Genomic DNA, 23,965 nt, shown 5'->3' with positions numbered 1-23,965 from the left:
AAGCGGATGAACGTTGAGCTGGCAAAAAAGCAAAATTGCCATGTGTTCCACTCGTTAGTTCATACGTCGCAGTTCTCACTGCCCGTTTCTATCTGTCTGGAGTTCTCTCGATGCCCTCGCCCAAATCCCTGCCCGCTACGCTGCTGGGGCTGGCGCTTGCCTGTCCGGCCATGGCCGAGGAAGCCCAAGGCCTGGAGCTGGGACAGGTGCTGATTCAGGCTGAGGAGCAGCGCGGCGAAGACCAGACGATCGAGGACGCCGAGGCCCGGCTTGCCCAGGTGCCCGGCGGCACCAATGTGGTCGATATGCGCCGCCCCCTTCAGGGTCGCGTGGCCAGCAACCAGGATGTGCTGGCCTATCAGCCGGGGGTCTATGCCCAGTCTGCGGGCAATGAAGGGGTGAAGATTTCGATCCGTGGCTCGGGGATCAACCGTGCACCGGGCGCCCATGCCTCGGGGCTGTACGCCATGCTCGACGGTCTGCCGCTGACCGGCCCGGGCGGCACGCCCTACGAGTTGCTGGAGCCGCTGTGGCTCGATCATGTGGAAGTGCTGCGCGGCGCCAACGGTTTTGACAGGGGCGCGCTGGCCTTGGGCGGAGCCGTCGATTACATCAGCCACACCGGCTACGACGCACCGCTGTTGCAGGTGCGCTACGCCATGGGCAGCCACGGTTATCAGCAGCGTCAGGTCAGTTCCGGGCAGGTGCTGGGGGATTTCGACTACTACGTGTCCACGACCGATGCGCGCGCCGACGGCTATCAGGATCACACGGCCAGCGAGAGCCAGGGCGTCATTGCCAACTTCGGCTATCGCTTCAACCCGAAGCTGGAAACGCGTTTCTACCTGCGCTATCGCCAGACCGACAACGACCTCGCCGGGCGGGTGACCAAGCACTCCATCGAGCACGACCCACGGGCGGCCAACCCTGCTTACGTGGCGCGGGACGACCGTCGCGAACAACCGGGCAGCACCTTCTTCGGCAACAAGACCACCTACTACATCGATGACGATTCGAGTATCCAGACCGGCCTTGTCTACCACGACTACCCGATGGATTTGCGTGAGGGTCCCAACCGCTTGAAGGTGGCGTACACAGACGTCAGCGGCACCTTCGACTATAAGCGTCGCGACACCCTCTGGGGCCTGGAAAGCCATAGCACGCTGGGCCTGCGCGTGACGAAGCACCTGCCCAATGCCGGCGCCAGCGAATCAGTGCGCATCCCCACCGGCAACACCGCCGGCTATGCGCCGGGCACGCCCATTCGCAACTTCACCTACCAGGGTTCAGACACGGTCTTGCATATGGGCAATGACCTGGAGATCGCCGACGACCTGTGGCTGACCACCGGCCTCGCAGCCATTTACACCCGCCGCGAAAGCGCCGTGACCTTCCCGGAAGGTGGCGGCAAAACCAGCCTCAACGACTGGGACTACGCACCACGCGTGGGCCTGCGCTACCAACTCACACCGGACTTGCAGCTGTTCGGCAATCTCAGCCGCTCGGTCGAAGCGCCGCACCCGTGGTCGCTGATCTACAGCTCCAACATTCGCTTCCCGGCAGGCAGCGGTGTCGCCACAGGCGCCCAGCGCGACCCGATCAAACTGCAGAACCAGACCGCGACCACCCTCGAACTCGGCGGCCGCGGCGACAGCACGATGGGGCAATGGAGCCTGGCCTGGTACTACGCTCAGGTGCAGCACGAATTGCTTTCGGTGTTGCCGGATGCCAATGCCGTGACGCCTTACGAACTCAACGCCAGCCCGACCGTGCACCAAGGCGTGGAAGCCAGCCTGCAAAGCAACCTGTGGTCGTCCGGCGATGGCGGCCAACTGAGCTTGCGCCAGAGCTACACCTTCAGCGACTTCCACTACCGCGATGACGACCGCTTCGGCGACAACCGCCTGCCGGGCTTGCCGATGCACTACTACCAGGGCGAACTGCGCTACGACTGGCCCCAGGGTTTCTTCGCCGGGCTCAATACGCAGTGGGTGTCGAAAACTGCGGTCGATTACGCCAACAGCTATTACGCCGACCCTTACGCACTGTTCGGCGCGACGGTGGGCTACAACGCCCCCAAGGGCGACTGGCAGACCTGGCTGGACCTGCGCAACTTGACCAACAAGCACTACGCCGCCACCGTCACGCCGGGCTACGACGACAAAGGTCTGGACGCGGCACGGTCGACGCCGGGCGAAGGTATGGCGGCGTATGTCGGGGTGTCGTGGAGTTTGCGCTGAGGCCTGGGCATGGTCTTGAGTCGGTCCTGACTATGCCGACGACACTTTTGAGCTGAGACGTTTCAGCGGCTGCCGCGATAATCGAACGCTAAACCCATGAGACATCGAGGTTCAGCATGACAAGCGCCGCGACAGAGCAGGTCAGCCCGCAAACCCTGAGAAAAGTGATTGTCGCCGCCGGCATCGGCAATTTCGTCGAGTGGTTTGACTTTGCCGTCTACGGCTTTCTGGCGACGACCATCGCCCAGCAATTTTTCCCCAGCGGCGATGCCAGCGCTGCGCTGCTGAAAACCTTTGCGGTATTCGCCGTGGCCTTTGCGTTTCGGCCTCTGGGCGGGATTTTCTTCGGCATGCTCGGTGACCGGATCGGTCGCAAGCGCACTCTGGCGATGACCATCCTGCTGATGGCAGGCGCGACGACCCTGATCGGTTTGTTGCCGACCTACGCAGCTATCGGTGTCACGGCGCCGGTGCTGCTGAGCCTGATCCGCTGCGCCCAGGGTTTTTCCGCCGGCGGCGAATATGCGGGGGCCTGCGCCTATCTGATGGAGCACGCGCCCAGCGATAAAAGAGCCTGGTATGGCAGTTTCATTCCGGTGTCGACCTTTGCCGCGTTTGCATCGGCAGCCGTGGTGGCTTACGCACTCGAGGCGTCATTGTCGGCCGAAGCCATGGGCAGCTGGGGCTGGCGCCTGCCGTTCCTGATTGCCGCGCCACTGGGCCTGGTCGGTCTTTACCTGCGCTGGAAGATGGATGAAACCCCGGCGTTCCAGGCCGTCACCCAACAACATGCTGTCGCGCACTCTCCGCTCAAGGAGACCCTGCGCAACCATGGTTCGGCCATCTGCTCCCTCGGTGCGTTCATCTCGTTGACGGCCCTGTCGTTCTACATGTTCACCACCTACTTCGCGACTTACTTGCAGGTCGCGGGCGGCCTGAGTCGCGCAACGGCGTTGCTGGTGTCGCTGATTGCACTGATCTTCGCCGCACTGATGTGCCCGTTGGCCGGTTTGTTTTCGGACCGGGTCGGGCGGCGCATGACGGTGATGACGGCCTGCGCGCTGTTGATCGTGGCGGTGTATCCATCGTTCATGATGGCCAGTTCCGGCTCGTTCGCAGCCTCCATCGTTGGCGTCATGCTCCTGGCGATTGGCGCCGTGTTGTGTAACGTGGTGACCGCCGCCCTGCTCTCGGAAACCTTCCCGACGCGCACTCGCTACACCGCATCGGCGATCACCTACAACATGGCCTACACCCTGTTTGGTGGCACCGCGCCGCTGATGGCGACCTGGCTGATCAGTACCACCGGCAGCAATCTCTCGCCAGCGTTCTACTTGATTGCCATTGCAGTGTTGGCGTTGGTTGGCGGCCTGGCGTTGCCGGAGACTTCGAAGATCTCCCTGCACGATGTTTCATCAGGTGAGAAGCCAACAGAGGTGCCGGCGGTGGCACGAGGGTGAAACTCACCCTCGTGGTTTGTTTAACCCGGCTAACCCCTGAGCGCCGCTTCAATCGCCGCGACGTCGATCTTGCCCATCTGCATCATCGCCTCAAATGCACGCTTGGCCGCGGCGGGATCGGGATCAGTGATCGCCGCCGTCAGCACCCGAGGGGTGATCTGCCAGAACAAACCCCACTTGTCCCGGCACCAGCCGCAGACGTTTTCTTCGCCGCCGTTCCCCACTATCGCGTTCCACAAGCGGTCCGTCTCGGCCTGATCGTCGGTCGCCACCTGAAACGAAAAGGCCTCGTTGTGCTTGATCGACGGCCCGCCGTTCAGCCCGAGACACGGGATGCCCATCACCGTGAACTCCACCGTCAGGACATCGCCCTTCTTGCCCGCCGGATAGTCGCCGGGGGCGCGGTGGACAGCGTTCACCGCGCTGTCCGGAAATGTTTCGGCGTAGAACGTCGCGGCGTCCAGCGCGGTGCCGTCATACCACAGGCAAATCGTGTTTTTGCTGACCATTTTTGTTCTCCAAATGAATGTGGCGGTTTTTCCTAGTCAACGTCTTCGAACGTTCCCGTATGTACTTCGCCGCTGCGTTCGTAGCGGCTGATCAATACACCCGCTGGCGTGGTGATCGAGTGCGCCAGGGTGAACGCCGACGCCAGTGCATCCTCGCCGAACAGGCGCTTGCCGCGCCCCAGGACCACGGGAAACGTCATCAGCCGCAGCTCGTCGACCAACCCGGCGGCCAGCAATTGGCGCACCAGATCACTGCTGCCCTGGGTCAACAAACGGGCGCCGTCCTGCTGCTTGAGCACGCGTATCGCGTCGGCAAGGTTGCCTTTCAGTGCATGGCTGTTCTGCCAGTCGAGCGTATCGGGTCGATGCGTGGCGACGTGCTTGGCCACGCGGTTGAACAGGTCGCCGATGGGATGGCCGTTTTTGTCGGGCCAATACGCCGCGAAAATGTCGTAGGTGCGGCGCCCCAGCAGCAACTCGAACGGCTGCGCGAACAGCTCGTTGATGGCCTGGCCGGAGGCTTCGTCGGCGTAAGGCACGATCCAGCCACCGAAACGGAAATCGCCGTCGGGATCCTCTTCGGGTCCGCCGGGTGCTTGAATAACGCCATCAAGACTGATGAAAGCGGCAACAGTGAGCGTGCGCATGGTCTTCTCCCGGTTGGTCTTCGTGACAGCGCTCTTGCAGGAAACACCGACGATCAGGCGCATTCCTTAACCGTAGTCGAACGAGACGCCGGGAATTCGACAGTGCGATATACGGATGACGAGCCCTGCGAAAAACAGTCTTGAACGCTACAATCACAGCCCTCTCCCCAGATCAGGCAGACCCGTCCGGCTATGGCGCTCGACCCTCCAACGATGTTGACACTCTCTATCGCCCTCGCAGCAGCCGCCGCGCTGTATCTGGCGATCGAGTGGCGCAGCATTCGCGAACCCTCGCTGCTGTTCTGGAGCGCAGGATTTGCCACGATCACCGTGGGTTCGACCCTCGCCTTGCTGCGCATCAGCGGCCTGTTGCTGATCGGTATCTGGTTCGCCAACGGCCTGTTGGTGACGGCGCACTTTCTGTTCCTGTTGGGCGTCGCGCGTTTTACGCAGGTGCGCCTGTCTCGTGCCTGGTACCTGATTTTTGCAGCCTGGTTTGCCATGCTGTTGCTGCCGGACGAAGTGTCGTGGTCGAAGCTCATGCTGGTGGCCAATTCGCTGCTGGTCGCCCTGCCGACGCTCAGGGCCAGCTTCCTCTTGCGCCCTCATGGCAAGTCTTTGAGCGTGGGCGCGGTGCAACTGCGTTATGTGCTGCTGACCCACGGGCTGTTTTATCTGGCCAAGGCGATATCGGTGGTCGTGCCAGGCACGCTGATCGATCTGGCGGCCTTTCGTGGCGAGATCATCCAGATTTCGCTGGTTGAGGGCGCGATGGCGATCATGCTGATCGCACTCTCGATGACCGGCACCGAGCGCTACCGGCGGGAGAAACGGATTGAACGACTGGCGGCACGCGATCCGTTGACCGCCCTGTACAACCGCCGCGCCCTCGAAGTGCGGGCACCGCGCCTGCTGGAGAACGTCTCGGGCACGCGACCGGGCGCGCTGCTGCTGATCGACATCGACAACTTCAAACTGGTCAACGACCTCTACGGCCACACGGCCGGTGATCGACTGCTGGTTTCGCTCAGCGAGATGATTCGCGCGGTTTTGCCCGGCGGTGCACTGGCGGCCCGCCTGGGCGGTGACGAGTTTGTGATCTTGCTGAATGACGCATCGAGTGAGCGAGTCGTCGGGTTGGGCAACGCGCTGCGGGACCGGTTTCACCAGGCCGCCGCACAGGCATTCACCACGCCTGAACCGGTCACCTTGAGCATCGGCGCCAACCTGTTCGACCAGCCGCCGGCAAGCCTGACCGCCTTGATCGAGCAAGGCGACACCGCGCTTTACGAATCCAAGCGCGGCGGACGCAACAGCCTGCGCCTGGTGGATCGGACCCTGGCCAGCGACGAGCTGTCACCTACCCGCTGACTCGCCAGTTGTGTTGATACGCATGCATGAGTGATAGGTTCACAAATACTGCGTATCTTGTCCGATACAAAGCGATCCAACGCGGCCATTTGCGAGCCTCTCTCGTCAAGGAAGAACAATGATCACTGCTTCAACTTCGACTTCAACGAATGCGGCGATGTCGGCCTACACCTCTGCCGCCGAGGCGAAGGCTGCGGCGGCTGCGCAACAGCAACGCGTGGCTCAGGATGATCCGGCCAAGACACCGAACGACGATTCGGTGAGCCTGTCCAGCACCTCCACCGCCTACAGCAATTCGATCGCCGGCAACGCGCCGTTCTTCCCGGTGCGTTCGGGCATGAACGCCGACGCCCTCGTCCTCGGTGCCTCCAAGCCTGGCGCGATCTCCAGTTCCAAGGACAAGACGTTTGCCGAAGTGGCCACCGATGCCCGCAAGCGCATGGATGAAAAATACGCGCTGATGAAAGCCAGCGGCAAACCGTACACCAGCAGCGATGAAGACCGGAATGCACTGATGGGCGATCTGGATCGACGCTCGCTGAACGCCGTCGCCACCAATCAGGGCGGGACCTTCACCGTAGAGGAACAAGCCTTGGCACAAGCCTTGATGCGCCAACAGGCGCGCCTCGCCACCGGTTACTACAGTGGCCCGGCGGACCAGCAAAAAAACTGGAAAGACCCGTTTATCAACGACCCTTACGGCCGGGCCCGCGCCGCCCTGGATTTCATGGACAACATGAGCCCCGAAGAGAAAGCCAAGCCTGAGTGGCTGTCCCAGCATTTGTCGCTGGAAGCGGCGCTGAATCAGAGCTCGAGCCTGGACCCCGCCGAGAAGAAGACCGGGCATTTCCACAACCTGGCTGAAATCCTCGCGGGTATCGTGACGGACGGATCTGACAGCGAAAAATCCAGCTCAGCCAAAAACACAGATCCGAGCGTCGGGATCATGAAAAAGCTGCAATCCCTGGTTTCGTGACACCGCCGATCCTGTAGGAGCCGGCTTGCCGGCGATTGGGCCTTGAATATTGCGTTGATTGCGAAGGCCTCATCGCTGGCAAGCCAGCTCCTACAGGTTCCGGGGTGTCTGGTCGATGGCATTCACAACGCTGATACCGTTGGAAGAACACAACCCCTGTAGGAGCCAGCTTGCTGGCGATTGGGCCTTGAATATTGTGTTGATTGCGAGGGCCTCATCGCTGGCAAGCCAGCTCCTACAGGTTTCGGGTTGTCTGGTCGGTGGCATTCACAACGCTGATGCCGCTGGTAGAACACAACCCCTGTAGGAGCCGGCTTGCTGGCGATTGGGCCTTGAATATTGCGTTGATTGCGTGGGCCTCATCGCTGGCAAGCCAGCTCCTACAGGTTTGGGGGCTACCCTTCAAAACGTCCCGTGCCTTCGCGGTCGTGCTTGTATCGTCGGGTCAACGGAAACGGCGGCAGCCAACGCTCGCGACGGGTGATCCAGCTTTCATAGGTGGGCGTCAGTTGGTCAGGGGCATCCAGCGATCCCAGGTTCACTTCAACTTCGTCGTCGGTGCGGGCGAAAACCGAGGAGCCACAGCGCGGACAAAAAAAACGCCCGGCATAGTCGCGGGTTTCGCCGCTGATCGTCACCGCACTCTCGGGGAATATCGCGGAGGCGTGAAACAGCGCGCCATGATGCTTGCGGCAATCGAGACAGTGACAGAGGCCGACCCGGTATGGCCGCCCGGATGCCACAATTCGCACGTTGCCGCACAGGCAACCGCCGGTAAAAGAGTCCATGGTACGCCTCCTCTGAATTCGTGTGACCGGAAGGCTTATTACGATAGCAGCCACCACTGGTCGCAACGAACTTGCTCTACAGATGCTTTTTACCTAATTTTGAATCTATAGATTCAATTTGAGGTCATGAACATGGCCGTTGCCCTCCAGCAACAAGCCTTCACCAAAAGCCAGTGCGTAACCGGCCTGCGCGCCGCTGTCGGCATCCTCGATAAATGGCGCGCCTCCAGCGATCAGGCCTGCCGTATCCTGCGCATCTCCCGCAGCACCTACACCCGCGCCCGCCAACGCGATCCCGACTGGGCCGTGGCGCTGGACGCGGACCAGATGCAGCGCATCAGTTTCGTGCTCAACATCCACGCGGCGCTGCGCCTGGTGTTCGACAACCCGGAAAACGTCTACGGCTTCCCGTCGATGGCCAACGACAACGAATTCTTCAACGGCCGCTCCCCGCTCGAGATCATGGCTCAGGGCGATATGATTTCCTTGTATGAGACCTTCCGGCGCATCGACGTGCTGCGGGGCGCGCAATGGTGAGGCTGAGCGAACTGGCAGCACTTGCCGGCGAGCCATTGCAGGCCTATCGACTGGTCAATTCCAAGTTCCCCCCGGTGGCCTTGTTTGATGACGTGGCGGACGCGGACGCGTTTGAAGTGCTGTATCAGATCCAGGAACTCACCAACCCGAGACTTAAAAATGAAGTGGGTCGCCTTGAGCTGATTCGCCGCAGTGAAATCCCGTTCGGCATTCCGGGCTGCTCTTATGCGACGGCCCCCTTTACCCACGTAAACCCGGCGGGCTCGCGGTTCAGCGATGGCAGTTTTGGGGTGTTGTATCTGGCGGATACCCTGGAAACGGCACTGGCAGAAGTGAAGCATCATCAGAGCCTGTATTGGTCGAATGTCCCGAGCCTCAACTACGAGCGGTTTGTTTTCCGCGGGTTGTCCTGCTCTTTTGTGGAGGTCGGGATGAAAGATGCGACCTCCCTTTCGATGACGGACCCTGTTTACGATCCGGACGATTACACGCACTCCCGTCGTTTAGGGAAGTCAGTCAAAGAGGCGGGTTGCCCTGGGCTTCGTTACCACTCGGTGCGAATGCACGGCAGTGATTGCTGGGCGCTGATGACGCCAAAACCGGTTTTATCGGTGATTCAGGCGGCGCATTACGAGATGGTCTGGAATGGGCAGGTGACGAGTGTCAGTCAGATTAGTGAGGCTTGAATGCGTTATGCCGAAATGAAAACGGGCGCCTTGATAGGCGCCCGTTTTTGTTTGTGTGGGGGGTTACCAACTGCCGTACGGGATGCCGTATTTTTCGACATAGCGTTTGGACGCCTCGGACTGGGGATAGTAATTGCCGCCGGATTTTCCAAGATGCGGCCCCAGAGGTTCAACCTCGGCCTGGGCGCGTGCAACTTTTACGGCCTTCATGCATTTGTCCGAGACCCAAACCTGTGCGATCCCTCCTGGTGCCAGGCCGACGTAGACCAACGCAATCGTACCGGCAGGTTCATCTGGTGTCGTCGGGCAAGGCTCGTTCACTGTCGCCCGCATGATTTGCCGAGCTTCTTCAGGTATATCGATCCAGACTCGGTAGGTTTTTGACTCCACCACAGACTGCCAGCGAACATAGATACGCTTTGGCAAATCGGCCCCTACGACTTCCCGAATTCCTCCGGTAATTTGCCCCCAACCCCGAGCGGACTCCATACCGTCTTCCGGCTCGTTTCCCGCCGCCGTTCCGCCACCTGTTCGGCGCAACAATTTGCCGTTGATGTCTTCGACCTGACTGTCTTCGACCCAAACCTTCATGTAATTCGGCTGGTTGAAGCTAAGACTCCACCATTTTCTGGTGAGCTCGCTTTTTTGAAGAGTGTCTGACGCCTGACACCCAGCCACCAACCACAGGCCAAGTAATAAAACCAAAGCACGCATCAAAACACTCTCCAGCTAGAGTCCGGCACATGAGGATGGCGCACACGTACTCCACTTTCAGTCGGCGCGTTGGTATAGCGAATGGTCACACCCCGCTCCCGACTCGCGCCTACAGGATTACTCCAGTTGGCAGACATGTGAACGTATTTGAGCTTCAATATTTTTTCTTCTTCAGCCGTTGGCTCGTAGTTTCCGGAAAGAACCCTGTCGCAAAAAGGCTGTAGTTCAGAAGGCAAGCTGTTAGCGGGATCGTTTTCGTCGATCACACCAAACTGCACGCCCTTCTCCCTCGCCAATTTATGCATCAGGTGCAGATACACCACCGACAGCTTGCCACTGACCGGGCGCTTGAGCTGCAACCCTGCATACGCGCGCACCTGTTTGCCCCCCGATGCCTGATCTTCTCTCGGAAGTGGGGTCGGTTTCGGAGTCACGATTTCCAGCATTGCTTCTGGCCAGCCATTGGCTATCCAACTCGCTTTCTGCTGCTGAGCATCACGATAAATCGAAGTGGTTTGAATATCGGTTCCCTGTTGCATCGTAAGGGCCTGCATGGGGCTGACCAACACGCACTCTTCCACTTCTTCCCGGTACCCCCCACCGACATCCGAATGCACGCCGGGAACGGGTATTTCGGTGTGCGCAGGAATAACTGTGCTTAACGCAAAGTTGGCCCGACGCTCGTCCCGTGCAGTCAATTGAATGACATCGGTAAAGTACTTGCGGTCAAGGTAGAGCTTGATCCCCGGCGCCACGGGACTTTGAATGTTACCTAAGTTTGTGACCCCTGCGACCGAGGGCACAGTATCAAACAAGCCAATGAAGCCCATGATAATTTCGCTGTTGTACTGGGCATCGAAACTGGAGCTGAAGCCCTTGGGGTTGCTGCGAAGCACTTCACCTAAAGGTCCCAGTTTGCAACGTACGATTTCGTTGGCGAAATGTCGGGCAGCGGCAGCGCCTCGACTGAACCCAAAGGTGTCGAATGTGAGCGATGTAATCTCGCCGTCAGGATTACGATCAATCGCTTCCTTGATCAGTGCTTTCATGGCGACAAACGCTTTTTGTACCTTCCCTGCTACACCTGCATCTCCTCGCCCGGTCGCCGCGGCCCCCAAGCTGTCTTCGGCGGCCGCATCGGTGCCGATCCCATCAACGTAGAGGCTGCGCTGTACGAGTTTGGACGACGCATCGTTTCCGGCTACTTCCGATGTCGGGTAGAGCTCGTATAGTTTGAAAACATTACTCACATCATTCCCATAACTCCCCTCCGGATCCGCCATATACGGCTTGCAGCTCGCATCTACATCCGCAGGCAAAATCGGATGATGGGCGCCACACAGCAATCCTGAAGCCGAGTTGCTCGCATTGTTCAGCGTCCCGTCGAAGAACACGCCAATGCGCAATGCGACGCGGACTTTCTCCTTCGCTGCCGCCGGTGCCTTGCCGTATTTCTCGTACTCGGCCCAGCGTCTGGCGTGGATGTCGACGGGTTTGGCTTCGTCGTATCGGAAGTTTTTCGGGGGGTTGGGTACGTATCCACTCATTCCTTGATCACCTGGCTCCTTGGTGCAACGGGCGCTGAGGGTGCCACTGTGGATCCAATCAAGCAACGCGTAGCCAGATGCCATCACTGGGACAACATGGACCTTCTTCCATGTATTGGTTTCGTCAATGGTCACCATTAATTCAATGAAGTTCTCTTAAAAATTGTGCGGCGTAACATCGCCTCCATACCAAACAACTACACCCCGGAGCACACCACCATGAAACGCCAACTCTTCCTCAGCATCGCTTTCTCGGTTTTTGCAGTTAACGCTTTTGCCGCTTCGTCCGCTCACCCAGTTGTCGCTGAAGGCGGCTCGGATCGGTTGATTGAAAGCCGTGTGGCTGAGGGTGGTTCGGATCGTTTGATCGAAAATCGTGTGGCTGAAGGTGGTTCCGATCGTCTGATCGAGAATCGTGTGGCCGAAGGTGGTTCCGACCGTCTGATCGAAAACCGCGTTGCCGAAGGTGGTTCCGACCGTCTGATCGAAAACCGCGTCGCCGAAGGTGGCTCCGATCGCCTGATCGAAAACCGCGTTGCCGAAGGTGGCTCTGACCGTCTGATCGAAAACCGCGTCGCTGAAGGTGGTTCCGACCGTCTGATCGAAAACCGCGTTGCCGAAGGTGGCTCTGACCGTCTGATCGAAAGCCGCGCTGTATGAATGAATGGCTCTATCGCGGTACTCAACGAGAAGCCCGGCCTAATCAGCCGGGCTTTTTCTTGCGTCAAACAAATGAGTGGCCTTCATTGAGGTGACACCGCAGCACGCCGCTTCGCGTATCGCCCCAACCCGATTTTGATGCCGACCAGCATGGGCGCGGCGACTGCGAAAAGCAGCGTCACTGCAACAAATGCGCTGTCGAACGCAATCACGGTGGACTGACCTGTGACGGTACGACCCAGAAGGTTCATCGCCGCCCGACCCGCAGCCACTGCATCCATTCCTTTGGCCGACAACATCGCTGTCGTGGCGGTCAGTCGTTCGATGACCGCGCCCCCGCCCGGAGTAACACTGGCGCCAAGGACCACCGAGTTGGCGACAACGTTATGCTCGATCAGCGTCTGAAGCCCTGCGACGCCCATCAGGCCACCCAACTGGCGCCCCGTATTGAAAAGCCCTATGCCGCTGGCGAGGTTGCGCCTGTTGAGGTCACTGAACGCGATCAGGGTGATCGACAGAAACAAAAAACCAAGACCCAACCCGCGCAACAGGATGGCCGCCATCATGTCGTCGGCGCCGCTTTCACGGGTGGAACCGGACAGCATCCACATCGCAACCATGATCATCAGGATGCCGAAGGGCACGGTGGCGAACGGCGGAACGCGGCGGGCCTGCATGAGCCAGGCCGAAATGAGCAACGCCCCGATAAAAAAGGCGCCACTGGGCAACAGCAGCTGGCCGGCATCGGTGGGTGTGAACGCGAGGACTGACAGTGCAAATGCCGGAATCAGGAACGCACTGCCGAACAAGGCCGCACCGGCGACAAAACTGACGATAAAGGCGAAGGTAAAATCGCTCGATTTGAACAGGCTGAAATCGAGCACACCCTGGCCTTGGGTCAACAGTTGCTGGCCTAGAAAAGCCAGCAGCGCGGCGCCCCCGATCACGCTCAGCCACAGGATGCGCGGTTCCTCGAACCAGTCCCATCGGCTGCCCTGGCTGAGCACATAGGTAAAACACAACAAGGTGACGCAGATCAGGCAGAAGCCGACCCCGTCAAACGGACGATGCCGTGTCTTGGTCGGCATCGGGGCGTCGGCAGTCAGCAAAAGTCCACTGGCCGCCAGGGCGAGCGGAACAACGCTGAAGAAAATCCAGGCCCAGGACTGGCTATCGATCAACCATCCTTGAAGGGCCGGCGCGAGGGTGGCGGGCGCGACAACCGCGCCGATGGCGAACAGCGCCTGAAGGATGGGTTGGTGAGATCGCGGCCAGGCGCGAAAGATGATCACCTGCCCCCCGACCAGCAGCGTGCCGCCGGCGAAGCCCTGGATAATTCGAAGCGCTACCAGCAGATCCAGCCGAGCCGTCATGGCGGCAACGGCGCACGCCAGCCCCATGAGCAGCGTCGCGCCGAGGAGAACCTGACGCGGACCGAAACGGTTCACCAACCAAGGAGCGGTCATGAATCCGATCAGCTTGAACGCGGTGTAGCCAATGTCCAGCCAGGCGAACTCATCGGGCGTTGCATAGGTATCGCCGATGATGTCGCTGCGTCCAAGCGACAGGACGGTGCCGGCCAGCGCTTCCGTCAGCGCGGCAAGCAGGATGCCCGCCATGAGCAGGAGGCCATTCGTCACGCTGGTATTGCCCGGCGTGGCGGTGGCCACCGTGCTCACGAGCCACTTCCTTGCGCAACCTCGACCCGCGCTGACAGGCCCGGCACGATGCGGCCCGGCAACGGGTTGTGGGCCAACAGGATTTTCACCGGCACTCGCTGGACGACACGAACAAAGTTGCCGGTCGCATTATCCGTGGGCAGCAGGCTGAATGCCGAACCACTGCCCGGTGCAAAGCTGTCGACCACGCCTTCAAGTGCCTCGTTCGGATAGCCGTCAACTGTGATGCGCACGCGTTGACCGGGGCGAATATGCTCGAGTTGGGTTTCCTTGAAGTTCGCCACGACCCACACATCATGAACCGGCACGATATCGAGCAACGACACGCCCGTCGTCACATACCGACCCACGCGAACCTGGCGGTTACCGATAACGCCATCGACAGGCGCGCGGACCACGGTGCTGTCGAAATCGATCTGGGCGAGATCCCGCGCCGCCTGCGCCTGATTCACCGCCGCAACGGCTGCTTCGCGCTCGGTGACCAGCACGGCGATGTGTTGCTGTTGCGCCTCGACCGATGCCGAGGCGGCCGATACCGTCGCCTCGGCTCTGGATTGTGCGGCGGCGGTTTCATCGACAAGGGCGTGGCTGACCGCGTTGCTGACGATCAGTTTGCGATTGCGATCATGGGTCTTGGTCGCCAGATTCATCTCGGCGGAAGCTGAACGCCGCTGGGCTTCGGCCTGGCGGATCAGGGCACGCTGAAGCTGGGTCTGGGCATCGACATGACTCAGGCGAGCCTGGGCCGCACTGACATTCGCCACGGCTTGCGCCAGCCGAGCGCGGTAGTCTCGATCATCAATGCGAAACAGGACATCACCCGCCCGGACGGTCTGGTTATCCTCGACCTCTACCGACGTGATGTACCCGGCCACTTTGGCGGCGAGCGAGGTCACGTCGCCGCGCACATAAGCGTTATCGGTGGAGGTCGCGCCGCTGAAAACAGCCACGGCCCCTCCGGCAGCCAGGACCAGAACGGCGGCGACGCACAGCAATCGGCCAATGATTTTTTTCTTGCTGCGGCGCGTCACGGCGACAGGGATTTCGGCGCTTGCGCCGGCGGCAATGGCGGCCTTGTCCTGGAGCGAGTTCATTTCTCTCATTACCTGTTCAATGCCGGGAAACGCAGCAGCCAAAGGGCGGCAGTGGCCTGCCGCCCGGCTATTGCGCGTCGATCAGCGCGTGTGTGAAGTCACTTGCCGATGGGCGTGACGAGCACCTTTTCATCGGAGTCGAGGACGAACACCGCCAGCAAACGCGCAGGTTGGGTATCGCTGGCGTTGGCGCTGACTTCGTGCACGGAGCCAGGCTCCTCTACGAAGTTTTCGCCGACGTTGTAGATCTTTTCCGGCTTGTCTTTGATTTTGATGCGAAACGAGCCTTCCAGGACCGTTGCATAAATGAAGGCCGTTTTCGGATGGGTGTGGGCCGGCGACGCGGCACCAGGCCCATATTCGACAACCACGCCTTTCATGCTCTTGCCGGGGATATTGGGAATGGGCCGGTCGAACACGACCGTCACCTTGCCCGCGGGCTTGTCGTCGGCCGACGCGGTGATCGAGAGCGCTGCGAAAGCAGCGGCCAGAAGATATCGGGTGAACATGGCAAATCTCCTTATGCGTCTGTTTGATGAGGGCGCAACCCGGTGTCAGGACCGGGCGAGCCAGTCCTCGAAACGAATCGCGCCCAGGCGCGGGTGCTTGCCGGGGGTCAGCGATTGGTCGTCGAGCACCGCGCCGAAGTAGCGTGCGTGCACGTCCGGTACGACTTTGCGGGTGTCCTCGGTTGCCCGCAGAAAGCGCCTGACCAGTTCGTCCAGCGGCATGGCCTCGGGCCCCGCGACTTCGAGCGTGCCGTTGACCGGCGTTTGCAGCGTGACCTCCGTCAGCGCCGCCACTACGTCGTCGGACGCCAGTGGCTGGATCAGCGCGGGTGAAAGGCAAATCTCCTCACCGACGGCGGCCGATTGCGCGATACCGCCGACAAATTCGAAGAACTGCGTAGCCCGCAGGATGGTGTAAGGAATGCTGGACGCCTTGATCAGGTTTTCCTGGGCGACCTTGGCCCGGAAATAGCCATTCTCGGGAAGCCGTTCGCTACCGACGATTGACAGGGCCACGTGATGACGAACGCCGGCGGCCGCTTCAGCCGCCAGCAGGTTGCGGCTCGAAGTTTCAAAGAAGTCGAGGACGGCCTGGTCTTCCCACGACGGTGCGTTCGCCACATCGACGACGATATCAGCGCCATCCATCGCTTCGGCCAGGCCTTCGCGGGTGATGCTGTTTATGCCCGTACTAGGGGCGGCAGCGAGCACGTCATGGCCGCGCTCGCGGAGGTTGTTCACAAGTTTCGATCCGATGAGGCCAGTGCCTCCAATGACGACGATCTTCATGGGTTCTCTCCGCTTCACGACGGCAACCATTGCTGTCGGTGTGAGCAAAGAGTGCCCCCGTGCGTAAGCGAAGTCCTTGCGCAGGCCTTGGATTTACCTTCGCTCACGCTTGGTTTTTCGTCCAAAAAAACCGCCGTTTGAATGTCATCCTGACTCGGCGGTGCAGCCGGTTACGCGCTGCCGTATTATCGACTGCTCGTACCCATTACCCGCTCGACCAGGGGATATTCACCTTGCCATTCGTGTTTGAAGACTACGTGCTCGATCAAGAGCGTCGGGAACTCACCTTGCGCGGGCAAGTCGTGCCCATCGGGCCACAGGTCTTCGATTTATTGCTGCAGCTCGTCAGCCAGCGCGATCGCGTCGTCAGCAAGGATGACTTGCTCAGGGCAGTGTGGAGCGGCCGGGTGGTTTCGGAATCGACGATCACCAGCCACATCAATGCGGTGCGCAAGGCCATCGGCGATACCGGTGAGGAACAGCGCCTGGTTCGCACGGTGCCGCGCAAGGGTTACCGCTTCATTGGCCAGGTCGAGGCAGGCGAGACCGCCGAGGCCCGGCAACCTGACGGACACGATATCGACGCAGGCATGCCCGCCGACCGGAATGAGCCCCTCGTGCTGCCGGACAAACCCTCGATCACTGTCCTGCCCTTCCAGAACCTGAGCGGCGACCCGGAGCAGGATTATTTCGCCGACGGCGTGGTTGAGGACATCATCGCCGCCCTGTCGCGGATCCGTTGGCTGTTCGTGATCGCGCGCAATTCGAGCTTCACGTACAAAGGCCGCTCCGTGGACGTCAAGGGTGTCAGCCAGGAGCTCGGCGTGCGTTATGTGCTGGAAGGCAGCGTGCGCAGGTCCGGCGACAGGGTGCGCATCACCGGGCAACTGATTGATGCAACGACCGGAACCCATCTCTGGGCGGAGCGCTTCGAAGGCACGCTCGACGACATCTTTGAGTTACAGGATCAAATCACTGAAAGCGTCGTCGGTGCCATCGCGCCACAGCTCGAACGGGCGGAAATCGAACGGGCCAAGCGCAAGCCGACGGAAAGCCTTTGTGCCTACGACTATTACCTGCGGGGAATGGCGAAACTGCACAACGGCACACGGGAAGCCATCGAGGAGGCGCTGGTGATGTTCTACAAGGCCATCGAACTCGACCCGGAGTTTGCGTCGGCCTATGGCATGGCGGCGTGGTGTCATTTCTGGCGCAAGTTGAATGGCTGGATGACCGATCGACCTCAAGAGATCGCCGAAGGTGCGCGGCTGGCGCGACTGGCCATGGCGCTTGGTCGGGACGATGCGGTGGCGTTGACGCGAAGCGGGCATGCGCTGGCCCATCTCACTGGTGATGTCGATGGCGGCATTGCCCTGCTCGACAGGGCGCGCCTGCTAAATCCGAACCTCGCTCCTGCCTGGTTTTTGGGCGGTATTTTGCGTGCACTGCGCGGTGAAACAGACGCCGCCATCGAGTTTTTGACCCATGCCGTGCGCTTGAGCCCGCTGGACCCGGAGATGTTCAGGATGCAGGTGGGCATGGCGCTCGCGCATTTCTTTGCCGGGCGCTACGACTGTGCGACGGACTGGGCGGATAAGGCATTGCGCAACCTGCCCACCCTGCTGCCTCCGGTCGCGCTGCTGGCGGCCAGTCATGCGCTGAGGGGACAAATGGATAAGGCGAAGCAGGCGATGCAGCGCTTGCGCGAGCTGGATCCTGCATTGCGTGTTTCCAATTTGAAAGAATGGCTGCCTATTCAGCGGCCAGAGGATCTTGCTCGTTTTGCGCAGGGGCTGAGGATGGCTGGGTTGCCTGAGTGAGTGTGGTGCTGATCACTTTGCTTGGGGGTATATCCGTTTCTGCGGTAACGGCCGCTATTGGTTTCGCTTTTACAGCGAGTCACTTGGAAGAGCCCCAAGTAACCAAGGGCTCTTGCCCCTTTCGTTCGGTGCCTCGCTGTGGCTCGGCATGCCCTCGCTCCGGTCCTGCTCCGTGGGCCCGCCGCCATCGGCCATCCATGGCCGGGGGCGGCTAACCCGGCATCCATGCCGGGTTGCCCACTGCGCAGAACCTCCACTCGGCCTCTCGAGGGTGCGACTACCGCCACAGCCGCCGAGGCGGCCTGAAAGCCGACCTGGCTCATTTGCGTACGCGTTCTGCTTCACTGCTGCGTTCACTCATTCCGGACATGAACACCGATCCCCTGTAGGAGCCGGCTTGCTGGCGATAGCGTCCGTCCAGTCAATAAATGTGTCGACTGACCCACCGCATCGCCAGCAAGCCGGCTCCTACAGTTGATCGAGGACATACCGAAAACCAATGCATTTCCCTTGTAGGAGCCAGCTTGCTGGCGATGGACTTCAACGATAACGCGGGCTGTCTGAATCAACGCGGTGTCTGGGCGTTTTTCGCCGGCAAGCCGGCTCCTACAGGGGGCACGTACGCTTTTGATTTCCACCACTCATCAGGCCGAGCGTTAGCTCGCCTTCCGCTTTTGATCTGAGCGCCCCCTCGAGAGGCCGAGTGGAGGTTCTGCGCAGTGGGCAACCCGGCATGGATGCCGGGTTAGCCGCCCCCGGCCATGGATGGCCGATGGCGGCGGGCCCACGGAGCAGGACCGGAGCGAGGGCATGCCGAGCATTAGCGAGGCACCGAACGAAAGGGGCAAGAGCCCTTTGGTTACTTTGGGGCTTTTCCAAAGTGACTCGCTGTAAAAGCGAAACCATAAGCGGCCGTTACCGCAGCAACGGATATGTACACCATTCCCAAATCCGCCGCAGGCTAAAAAACCGCAGCTCAGTTATTGCGCAACAGCACGTAAGCCTCACCACCATTACGGTCATGCTGAAGAATGAAGTTTTCGCCCTGCAGGCTAACCTTCGACGGCACACGATCCGCCACCGCTGTCTGCGAATAAGGCTGCACAGCGCTCAGCAATTGCCGGGTCAGGCTATTGTCGGACTGGCTCGGAGTCGTAACCACGCACTCTTTCGCAGACAACTGCACCGCAAGGTTTTTGTCAGCCGTGAAGCCGATACGAGTAAAGCCCATATCCTGCAAATCATCGATACCGTAACGCTTGGCTGCTTCGGCCGAACCGGCGAACGATGGCGCAGTCTTCAGGCAGATGTCGGTGAAAGCTTCAATGGCCTTGGACTTGACGGGAATCGGAGCATTCGGGGTTGATGCAGCGCAACCGGCGAGCAAGAGAAGGCTGGACAAGGCGAGCTTGCGAAACAACGAACCGGACATGACGCTGGGATCCTTCCATTTGAATACGACGCGCAACCATCGGGTCGCGTGCCACTTGAGCAGGTGGGCCCGAATGGTAAAACAAGCCCGGCCTCCACCGCGAGAGGATGAGCGTCGAGGCCCTTCTCATTCAGCACCAACAATGAGTCAAGACGATCTGCATCGGACTCAATACGTTCAGAACCCAATAGCGCGGCATCAAAGGCAACACTGTCTCCACTCCCAACGCACACCGCGTTGGGGTGTGAAAGGTATTGCCACCCCACTATTGGAAGCCTGACTCATGAAAACCTTAAGCATCGAGAACTACAAAACCAATACCGCCTCTGGACAATCATCGCTCGGGAGCAAAACCACAGCGATTGGGACTTACGGAGCGTACTTTGCCCTCGCCGTGATCTACTTCTGGTTCGGTGGCATGAAATTCACTCACTACGAAGCGCAAGGCCTGGTTCCGCTGGTGAGCAATAGCCCTTTCCTGGGTTGGGTCTACAACATTTTCAGCGTCGATACCTTCTCCAGTTTACTCGGCGTCCTGGAAGTCTCGATCGGCGCTCTTATTGCAGGTCGACTGCTGTCACCCAAGCTTTCATTGATCGGTGGCGCCTTGTCAGCCGGGCTGTTTTTCACGACGTTGAGCTTTATGTTGTCGACACCTGGAGTGATCGAACCCAGCCTCGGTTTCCCGGCCATTTCGGTTGCACCGGGCCAGTTTCTCCTGAAAGACATCGGGTTGCTTGCCGCGTCCATCTTCGTGGCCGGCCATTCATTAACCGCGCTGGAAAACCGCTGAATCGATGATCCTTCTCTTGGGATGGCCTGAAGCAATTCGATGTTTTCAGGCCATGCCCCATCAAGAAAGTCCGTCCCCCTCTCCCGCCAAATCTTTCAGCCAGTCCCGAGGGCTGTAGCCCGTCTTGCGACGAAACGCGCGAGCAAGTGCCGAAGGACTTTCATAACCGACTTCCGCGGCGATCAGCGTAATCGGCCGCCCTTCACGCAAACGCTTCTGCGCCAGGCTGATACGCCAGCTCAGCAGATAGTCCGCCGGTGTCTGCCCTATAACGGCCCGAAAATGCACGGCATAGGCCGCACGCGACATGTTCGACTCGCTCGCCAGTTCCGCCACCGACCAGGCACGGTGAGGTGCGTTGTGCATTTGCACCAGCGAGCGCGCCAGTCGCGAATCCGCGAGCCCGGCCATCATGCCGGTCCGCAGTTGGTGATGATCGAGCAGATGTCGAAACAGCAGGATGATCAGTAATTCGAACAAGCGATCCAGCGCCGCTTCCCTGCCGCAATGTCCGGCTGCCGCCTCAACGAACATCCATCGCAGCGTATCGGCCAGCTGCGGCAACTCTTCCAGGGGCAGCACCAGGCAATCGGGTAGCGAGGCAGACAATGGGTTATCGACCCCACCCTCAAACTCCATTGACGCACACAGGAGTTGAGCGCCCTCGGGCTCACCGGCGAACAGTTGATGCCGGCTTGGGCGTGGCAGAAAAATCAGACTGGGTTGCGTCAGCAGCACGTCCTTACGGTCGCCGCCCCGCAAAGTGATGGTACCGGCCTGCAGCAGGTGAATATGACCACGCTGGTCGGCGCCATCGTACGCCGCCATACCGCACAGCCTGCCGTTGTAAAACAGGTGTGCGCGTACGCCGAACTGCGAAAACAACGTAGACAGGCGATCCATGGGCATTCTCTTGGAGTGGTACAGACCGGAGGTCTTTGACTGGGTGTATATCCATTCCTGCGGTAACGGCGGCTATTGGTTCCGCCCTTACGGCGGGTCACTTGGAGAAGCGCCAAGTAACCAAGCGCCCGCGCCCCTGACGTACGGTGGCTCGCTAAGGCTCGCCATGCCCTCGCTCCGGTCCTGCTCCGTGGGCCCGCCGCCATCGGCCATCCCTGGCCGGGGGCGGCTAACCCGGCATCCATGCCGGGTTGCCCACTACGCAGAACCTCCACTCGGCCTTCCGACGGGGCAGATCAAGATCAAAAGCCAAGCAAAAGCCAAAGCGAGGCGGCCTGCCAGCCGACCTGTCTCTATAACCGTACGCGCTCGCCTTCACTGCTGCGGTCACTCATTCCGGATATGTACACCGCCCCCCTGTAGGAGCCGGCTTGCTGGCGATGGCGGTGGGTCAGTCGGCGCATTTATTGACTGGACGGACGCTATCGCCAGCAAGCCGGCTCCTACGGTTGATCGTATTTATCCAGACACATCTGCATTTACCCTGTAGGAGCCAGCTTGCTGGCGATGGACGTCAACGATAACGCGTACTGTCTGAATGAACGCGTCGCCCAGACGTTTTTCGCCGGCAAGCCGGCTCCTACAGGGAATCCCATACGCTTTTGATTTTCACCACTCATCAGGCCGAGCGTTAGCTCGCCTTCAGCTTTTGATCTTGAGGTACACGCCCCCTCGAGAGGCCGAGCGCAGGTTCTGCGCAGTGGGCAACCCGGCATGGATGCCGGGTTAGCCGCCCCCGGCCAGGGATGGCCGATGGCGGCGGGCCCACGGAGCAGGACCGGAGCGAGGGCATGCCGAGCCTCGGCGAGGCACCGAACGAAAGGGGCAAGAGCCCTTGGTTACTTGGGGCTCTTCCAAGTGACTCGCCGTAAGGGCGAAACCGCCAGCCGCCATCACCGCAGCAACGGATATCCCCCCACCCAATCCCAAAAAACCCTCCCAACCCTAAGTGTGATGAATCTCCCGATCCTTGGTTTCCGGCAAAAAGAACGTCCCAAGAATAGCCGTCATCACCGCAATCACGATCGGATACCAAAGCCCGTAGTAGATATCCCCCGTGGCCGCGACCATGGCAAACGCAACCGTCGGCAGGAAGCCGCCAAACCAGCCATTGCCAATGTGGTACGGCAACGACATCGAGGTGTAGCGGATACGCGCCGGGAACAGTTCCACCAGCCACGCCGCGATCGGGCCATAGACCATGGTCACGTAGATCACCAGGATGGTCAGCAGCAACAACACCATCGGGTAATTGGTCTTCGCCGGATCCGCCTTCTCAGGGTAACCGGCGTCCTTGAGCGAGGTGCCAAGGGTCGCGACGAAGGCATCGTTGCGGGTCTTGAAGTCGGCGGCCGGCATGCCGGTGCCCTCGAAGCTCTCGACCACTTTGCCGCCAATGCGAACCTGCGCAACGGTGCCCGGATCGGCTTTTTCGTTGATGTAGGGAATGGCTTTCTTCGCCAGTACCGTCTTGGCAAGGTCACAGGAACTGGTGAATTTGGCTTTGCCCACCGGGTCGAACTGGAACGAACACTGGTCTGGATCAGCGACCACCGTGACCGGGTTTTTCGCCTGTGCCGCGAACACGTCGGGGTTACCGTACTGGGTCAACGCATGGAAGATCGGGAAGTAAGTCACCGCCGCCAGAATACAACCGGCCATGATGATGCCCTTGCGGCCGATGCGATCGGACAGGCTGCCGAATATCACGAAGAACGGCGTGCCGATCAGCAGCGAACCGGCGATCAGCAGGTTGGCGGTCTGCGGGTCGATCTTGAGCATTTGCAGGAGGAAGAACAGCGCATAGAACTGCCCGGTGTACCAGACAACAGCCTGGCCGGCAGTACCGCCGAGCAGCGCCATGATCACAATTTTGAGGTTTTCCCAACGGGCGAAAGATTCGGTCAGCGGCGCTTTGGACGACTTGCCCTCGGCCTTCATTTTCAGGAACACCGGCGATTCGCTGAGTTGCAGGCGGATGTACACCGAGATGATCAGCAACAGGATCGACAGCAGGAACGGAATCCGCCAGCCCCAGGCCTCGAACGCTTCCGTACCGAGAACGGTGCGGCAGGCGAGAATCACCAACAGCGACAGGAACAGACCGAGGGTCGCGGTGGTTTGAATCCACGAAGTGAAATAGCCGCGCTTGCCCTTCGGCGCATGCTCCGCGACGTAGGTCGCCGCCCCACCGTACTCACCGCCCAACGCCAGGCCTTGCAGCAGTCGCAAGGTGATCAGGATGATCGGCGCCGCGACGCCGATGGTCGCGTAGCCGGGCAGAAACCCGACGATGGCGGTGGAGATACCCATAATGACAATGGTGATCAGGAAGGTGTGCTTGCGTCCGATCATGTCGCCCAGTCGCCCAAACACAATCGCGCCGAAAGGCCGCACGGCAAACCCCGCAGCGAACGCGAGCAGCGCGAAGATGAAGGCGGTTGTCTCGTTGACGCCGGCAAAGAAGTGCTTGGCGATGATCGCTGCGAGAGAGCCGTAAAGGTAGAAGTCGTACCATTCGAACACGGTGCCCAGGGACGAGGCGAAGATGACCTTGCGCTCCTCCCTGGTGATCCCGTGGTTGGGCACGTTGCCCGTGGTGGTGTTGTCGATTGCGGCCATGAGTCTTCTCCGTCTTGCTCTTGTTGTAGGCCGGAGCACCTCACTAGCATCGTCGCACCCAGGCCCTGGGGCTGAAGTTATCGGACTACGGAATGCACAAAGCCTGGCAACAGGCTGACCGCCTCACAT

The 23,965-nt window shown here is 60.2% G+C and carries 21 protein-coding genes; 9 read left to right on the top strand and 12 right to left on the bottom strand.

Annotation, left to right across the window (positions count from 1 at the left end; all coding sequences use genetic code 11):
- The first annotated feature begins 110 nt into the window (after positions 1 to 110).
- Together IB246_RS23250 and IB246_RS23245 are read left to right on the top strand one after the other, a co-directional pair.
- A complete protein-coding gene (locus IB246_RS23250; RefSeq protein WP_008037838.1) occupies positions 111 to 2,240 on the top strand; it encodes a TonB-dependent receptor family protein in 2,130 nt (709 codons plus the stop codon).
- Positions 2,241 to 2,356: 116 nt separating this feature from the next.
- Entirely contained in the window at positions 2,357 to 3,700 is a 1,344-nt protein-coding gene (locus IB246_RS23245) for an MFS transporter (RefSeq protein ID WP_008037839.1), read from the top strand.
- 29 nt (positions 3,701 to 3,729) lie between these two features.
- Here the strand turns inward: IB246_RS23245 and IB246_RS23240 are convergent, their stop codons facing one another.
- Entirely contained in the window at positions 3,730 to 4,209 is a 480-nt protein-coding gene (locus IB246_RS23240; RefSeq protein ID WP_008035586.1) for a VOC family protein, read from the bottom strand.
- 32 nt (positions 4,210 to 4,241) lie between these two features.
- Positions 4,242 to 4,856 (bottom strand): dihydrofolate reductase family protein, encoded by a 615-nt coding sequence (locus IB246_RS23235; protein ID WP_008037842.1) that lies wholly within the window; start codon positions 4,854 to 4,856, stop codon positions 4,242 to 4,244.
- A 192-nt stretch (positions 4,857 to 5,048) separates the two neighbouring features.
- On the opposite strand from IB246_RS23235, the gene IB246_RS23230 reads away from it, so the two are divergent.
- Both IB246_RS23230 and IB246_RS23225 read left to right on the top strand, forming a co-directional pair.
- Positions 5,049 to 6,227, top strand: coding sequence for a GGDEF domain-containing protein (locus tag IB246_RS23230; RefSeq protein ID WP_008037844.1), 1,179 nt, complete (start codon positions 5,049 to 5,051; stop codon positions 6,225 to 6,227).
- Between the two features lie 118 nt (positions 6,228 to 6,345).
- A complete protein-coding gene (locus tag IB246_RS23225; RefSeq protein WP_192230177.1) occupies positions 6,346 to 7,203 on the top strand; it encodes a hypothetical protein in 858 nt (285 codons plus the stop codon).
- 395 nt (positions 7,204 to 7,598) lie between these two features.
- On the opposite strand, the gene IB246_RS23220 is transcribed toward IB246_RS23225, so the two are convergent.
- Positions 7,599 to 7,991 carry a GFA family protein gene (locus IB246_RS23220; RefSeq protein ID WP_008037847.1) on the bottom strand — a complete coding sequence of 131 codons (393 nt, stop codon included), beginning with the start codon at positions 7,989 to 7,991 and terminating at the stop codon, positions 7,599 to 7,601.
- Between the two features lie 132 nt (positions 7,992 to 8,123).
- On the opposite strand from IB246_RS23220, the gene IB246_RS23215 reads away from it, so the two are divergent.
- Positions 8,124 to 8,528 (top strand): antitoxin Xre-like helix-turn-helix domain-containing protein, encoded by a 405-nt coding sequence (locus IB246_RS23215; RefSeq protein WP_008037849.1) that lies wholly within the window; start codon positions 8,124 to 8,126, stop codon positions 8,526 to 8,528.
- Complete coding sequence (locus tag IB246_RS23210; protein WP_008037851.1) at positions 8,522 to 9,214, top strand: RES family NAD+ phosphorylase; 693 nt, start codon at positions 8,522 to 8,524, stop codon at positions 9,212 to 9,214. Before IB246_RS23215 ends, IB246_RS23210 begins: the two co-directional genes overlap by 7 nt.
- 63 nt (positions 9,215 to 9,277) lie before the next feature.
- Here the strand turns inward: IB246_RS23210 and IB246_RS23205 are convergent, their stop codons facing one another.
- Together IB246_RS23205 and IB246_RS23200 are read right to left on the bottom strand one after the other, a co-directional pair.
- The gene (locus tag IB246_RS23205; protein ID WP_008037853.1) at positions 9,278 to 9,928 is read right to left on the bottom strand and encodes a DUF2931 family protein; all 651 of its coding nucleotides are present in this window, start codon (positions 9,926 to 9,928) and stop codon (positions 9,278 to 9,280) included.
- On the bottom strand, positions 9,928 to 11,475 hold the full coding sequence (locus tag IB246_RS23200; protein ID WP_192230181.1) for a T6SS phospholipase effector Tle1-like catalytic domain-containing protein: 1,548 nt from the start codon (positions 11,473 to 11,475) through the stop codon (positions 9,928 to 9,930). Before IB246_RS23200 ends, IB246_RS23205 begins: the two co-directional genes overlap by 1 nt.
- Before the next feature lie 219 nt (positions 11,476 to 11,694).
- Between IB246_RS23200 and IB246_RS23195 the strand changes: the two genes are divergently transcribed.
- On the top strand, positions 11,695 to 12,135 hold the full coding sequence (locus IB246_RS23195) for a phage infection protein (RefSeq protein WP_145316151.1): 441 nt from the start codon (positions 11,695 to 11,697) through the stop codon (positions 12,133 to 12,135).
- A gap of 83 nt (positions 12,136 to 12,218) precedes the next feature.
- Here IB246_RS23195 and IB246_RS23190 read toward each other — a convergent pair whose 3' ends face one another.
- The 4 genes from IB246_RS23190 to IB246_RS23175 form a co-directional block, all read right to left on the bottom strand.
- Positions 12,219 to 13,814, bottom strand: coding sequence for a DHA2 family efflux MFS transporter permease subunit (locus IB246_RS23190; protein ID WP_008042328.1), 1,596 nt, complete (start codon positions 13,812 to 13,814; stop codon positions 12,219 to 12,221).
- Positions 13,811 to 14,908, bottom strand: a complete 1,098-nt coding sequence (locus IB246_RS23185; protein ID WP_008042326.1) for an HlyD family secretion protein — start codon at positions 14,906 to 14,908, stop codon at positions 13,811 to 13,813. Before IB246_RS23185 ends, IB246_RS23190 begins: the two co-directional genes overlap by 4 nt.
- A gap of 98 nt (positions 14,909 to 15,006) precedes the next feature.
- Entirely contained in the window at positions 15,007 to 15,417 is a 411-nt protein-coding gene (locus IB246_RS23180; protein ID WP_008042324.1) for a cupin domain-containing protein, read from the bottom strand.
- Positions 15,418 to 15,462: 45 nt separating this feature from the next.
- Positions 15,463 to 16,206 carry an SDR family oxidoreductase gene (locus tag IB246_RS23175; RefSeq protein ID WP_008042322.1) on the bottom strand — a complete coding sequence of 248 codons (744 nt, stop codon included), beginning with the start codon at positions 16,204 to 16,206 and terminating at the stop codon, positions 15,463 to 15,465.
- Between the two features lie 233 nt (positions 16,207 to 16,439).
- On the opposite strand from IB246_RS23175, the gene IB246_RS23170 reads away from it, so the two are divergent.
- Positions 16,440 to 18,026, top strand: a complete 1,587-nt coding sequence (locus tag IB246_RS23170; protein WP_008042321.1) for a winged helix-turn-helix domain-containing protein — start codon at positions 16,440 to 16,442, stop codon at positions 18,024 to 18,026.
- 976 nt (positions 18,027 to 19,002) lie between these two features.
- Here the strand turns inward: IB246_RS23170 and IB246_RS23165 are convergent.
- Entirely contained in the window at positions 19,003 to 19,458 is a 456-nt protein-coding gene (locus IB246_RS23165; protein ID WP_008043934.1) for a hypothetical protein, read from the bottom strand.
- A gap of 283 nt (positions 19,459 to 19,741) precedes the next feature.
- On the opposite strand from IB246_RS23165, the gene IB246_RS23160 reads away from it, so the two are divergent.
- Entirely contained in the window at positions 19,742 to 20,251 is a 510-nt protein-coding gene (locus IB246_RS23160) for a YkgB family protein (protein WP_008043932.1), read from the top strand.
- A gap of 60 nt (positions 20,252 to 20,311) precedes the next feature.
- Here the strand turns inward: IB246_RS23160 and IB246_RS23155 are convergent, their stop codons facing one another.
- Complete coding sequence (locus IB246_RS23155) at positions 20,312 to 21,154, bottom strand: helix-turn-helix transcriptional regulator (RefSeq protein ID WP_032832844.1); 843 nt, start codon at positions 21,152 to 21,154, stop codon at positions 20,312 to 20,314.
- A 1,005-nt stretch (positions 21,155 to 22,159) separates the two neighbouring features.
- The gene (locus tag IB246_RS23150) at positions 22,160 to 23,836 is read right to left on the bottom strand and encodes an MFS transporter (protein WP_008040433.1); all 1,677 of its coding nucleotides are present in this window, start codon (positions 23,834 to 23,836) and stop codon (positions 22,160 to 22,162) included.
- Positions 23,837 to 23,965 lie beyond the last annotated feature (129 nt).

Source organism: Pseudomonas sp. PDM01 (assembly GCF_014852325.1).
Taxonomy (GTDB): Bacteria; Pseudomonadota; Gammaproteobacteria; order Pseudomonadales; family Pseudomonadaceae; genus Aquipseudomonas; species Aquipseudomonas migulae.
The sequence above is the reverse complement of the archived record's forward strand: the minus strand, read 5'-3'. Positions and strand labels throughout refer to the sequence as shown.

What these genes read in the sequence shown, in the direction of transcription:
- IB246_RS23250 (WP_008037838.1), top strand. Translation starts at nt 111, where the DNA reads ATGCCCTCGCCCAAATCCCTGCCCGCTACGCTGCTGGGGCTGGCGCTT.
- IB246_RS23245 (WP_008037839.1), top strand. Translation starts at nt 2,357, where the DNA reads ATGACAAGCGCCGCGACAGAGCAGGTCAGCCCGCAAACCCTGAGAAAA.
- IB246_RS23240 (WP_008035586.1), bottom strand. Translation starts at nt 4,209, where the DNA reads ATGGTCAGCAAAAACACGATTTGCCTGTGGTATGACGGCACCGCGCTG.
- IB246_RS23235 (WP_008037842.1), bottom strand. Translation starts at nt 4,856, where the DNA reads ATGCGCACGCTCACTGTTGCCGCTTTCATCAGTCTTGATGGCGTTATT.
- IB246_RS23230 (WP_008037844.1), top strand. Translation starts at nt 5,049, where the DNA reads ATGGCGCTCGACCCTCCAACGATGTTGACACTCTCTATCGCCCTCGCA.
- IB246_RS23225 (WP_192230177.1), top strand. Translation starts at nt 6,346, where the DNA reads ATGATCACTGCTTCAACTTCGACTTCAACGAATGCGGCGATGTCGGCC.
- IB246_RS23220 (WP_008037847.1), bottom strand. Translation starts at nt 7,991, where the DNA reads ATGGACTCTTTTACCGGCGGTTGCCTGTGCGGCAACGTGCGAATTGTG.
- IB246_RS23215 (WP_008037849.1), top strand. Translation starts at nt 8,124, where the DNA reads ATGGCCGTTGCCCTCCAGCAACAAGCCTTCACCAAAAGCCAGTGCGTA.
- IB246_RS23210 (WP_008037851.1), top strand. Translation starts at nt 8,522, where the DNA reads ATGGTGAGGCTGAGCGAACTGGCAGCACTTGCCGGCGAGCCATTGCAG.
- IB246_RS23205 (WP_008037853.1), bottom strand. Translation starts at nt 9,928, where the DNA reads ATGCGTGCTTTGGTTTTATTACTTGGCCTGTGGTTGGTGGCTGGGTGT.
- IB246_RS23200 (WP_192230181.1), bottom strand. Translation starts at nt 11,475, where the DNA reads ATGAGTGGATACGTACCCAACCCCCCGAAAAACTTCCGATACGACGAA.
- IB246_RS23195 (WP_145316151.1), top strand. Translation starts at nt 11,695, where the DNA reads ATGAAACGCCAACTCTTCCTCAGCATCGCTTTCTCGGTTTTTGCAGTT.
- IB246_RS23185 (WP_008042326.1), bottom strand. Translation starts at nt 14,908, where the DNA reads ATGAACTCGCTCCAGGACAAGGCCGCCATTGCCGCCGGCGCAAGCGCC.
- IB246_RS23180 (WP_008042324.1), bottom strand. Translation starts at nt 15,417, where the DNA reads ATGTTCACCCGATATCTTCTGGCCGCTGCTTTCGCAGCGCTCTCGATC.
- IB246_RS23175 (WP_008042322.1), bottom strand. Translation starts at nt 16,206, where the DNA reads ATGAAGATCGTCGTCATTGGAGGCACTGGCCTCATCGGATCGAAACTT.
- IB246_RS23165 (WP_008043934.1), bottom strand. Translation starts at nt 19,458, where the DNA reads ATGTCCGGTTCGTTGTTTCGCAAGCTCGCCTTGTCCAGCCTTCTCTTG.
- IB246_RS23160 (WP_008043932.1), top strand. Translation starts at nt 19,742, where the DNA reads ATGAAAACCTTAAGCATCGAGAACTACAAAACCAATACCGCCTCTGGA.
- IB246_RS23155 (WP_032832844.1), bottom strand. Translation starts at nt 21,154, where the DNA reads ATGGATCGCCTGTCTACGTTGTTTTCGCAGTTCGGCGTACGCGCACAC.
- IB246_RS23150 (WP_008040433.1), bottom strand. Translation starts at nt 23,836, where the DNA reads ATGGCCGCAATCGACAACACCACCACGGGCAACGTGCCCAACCACGGG.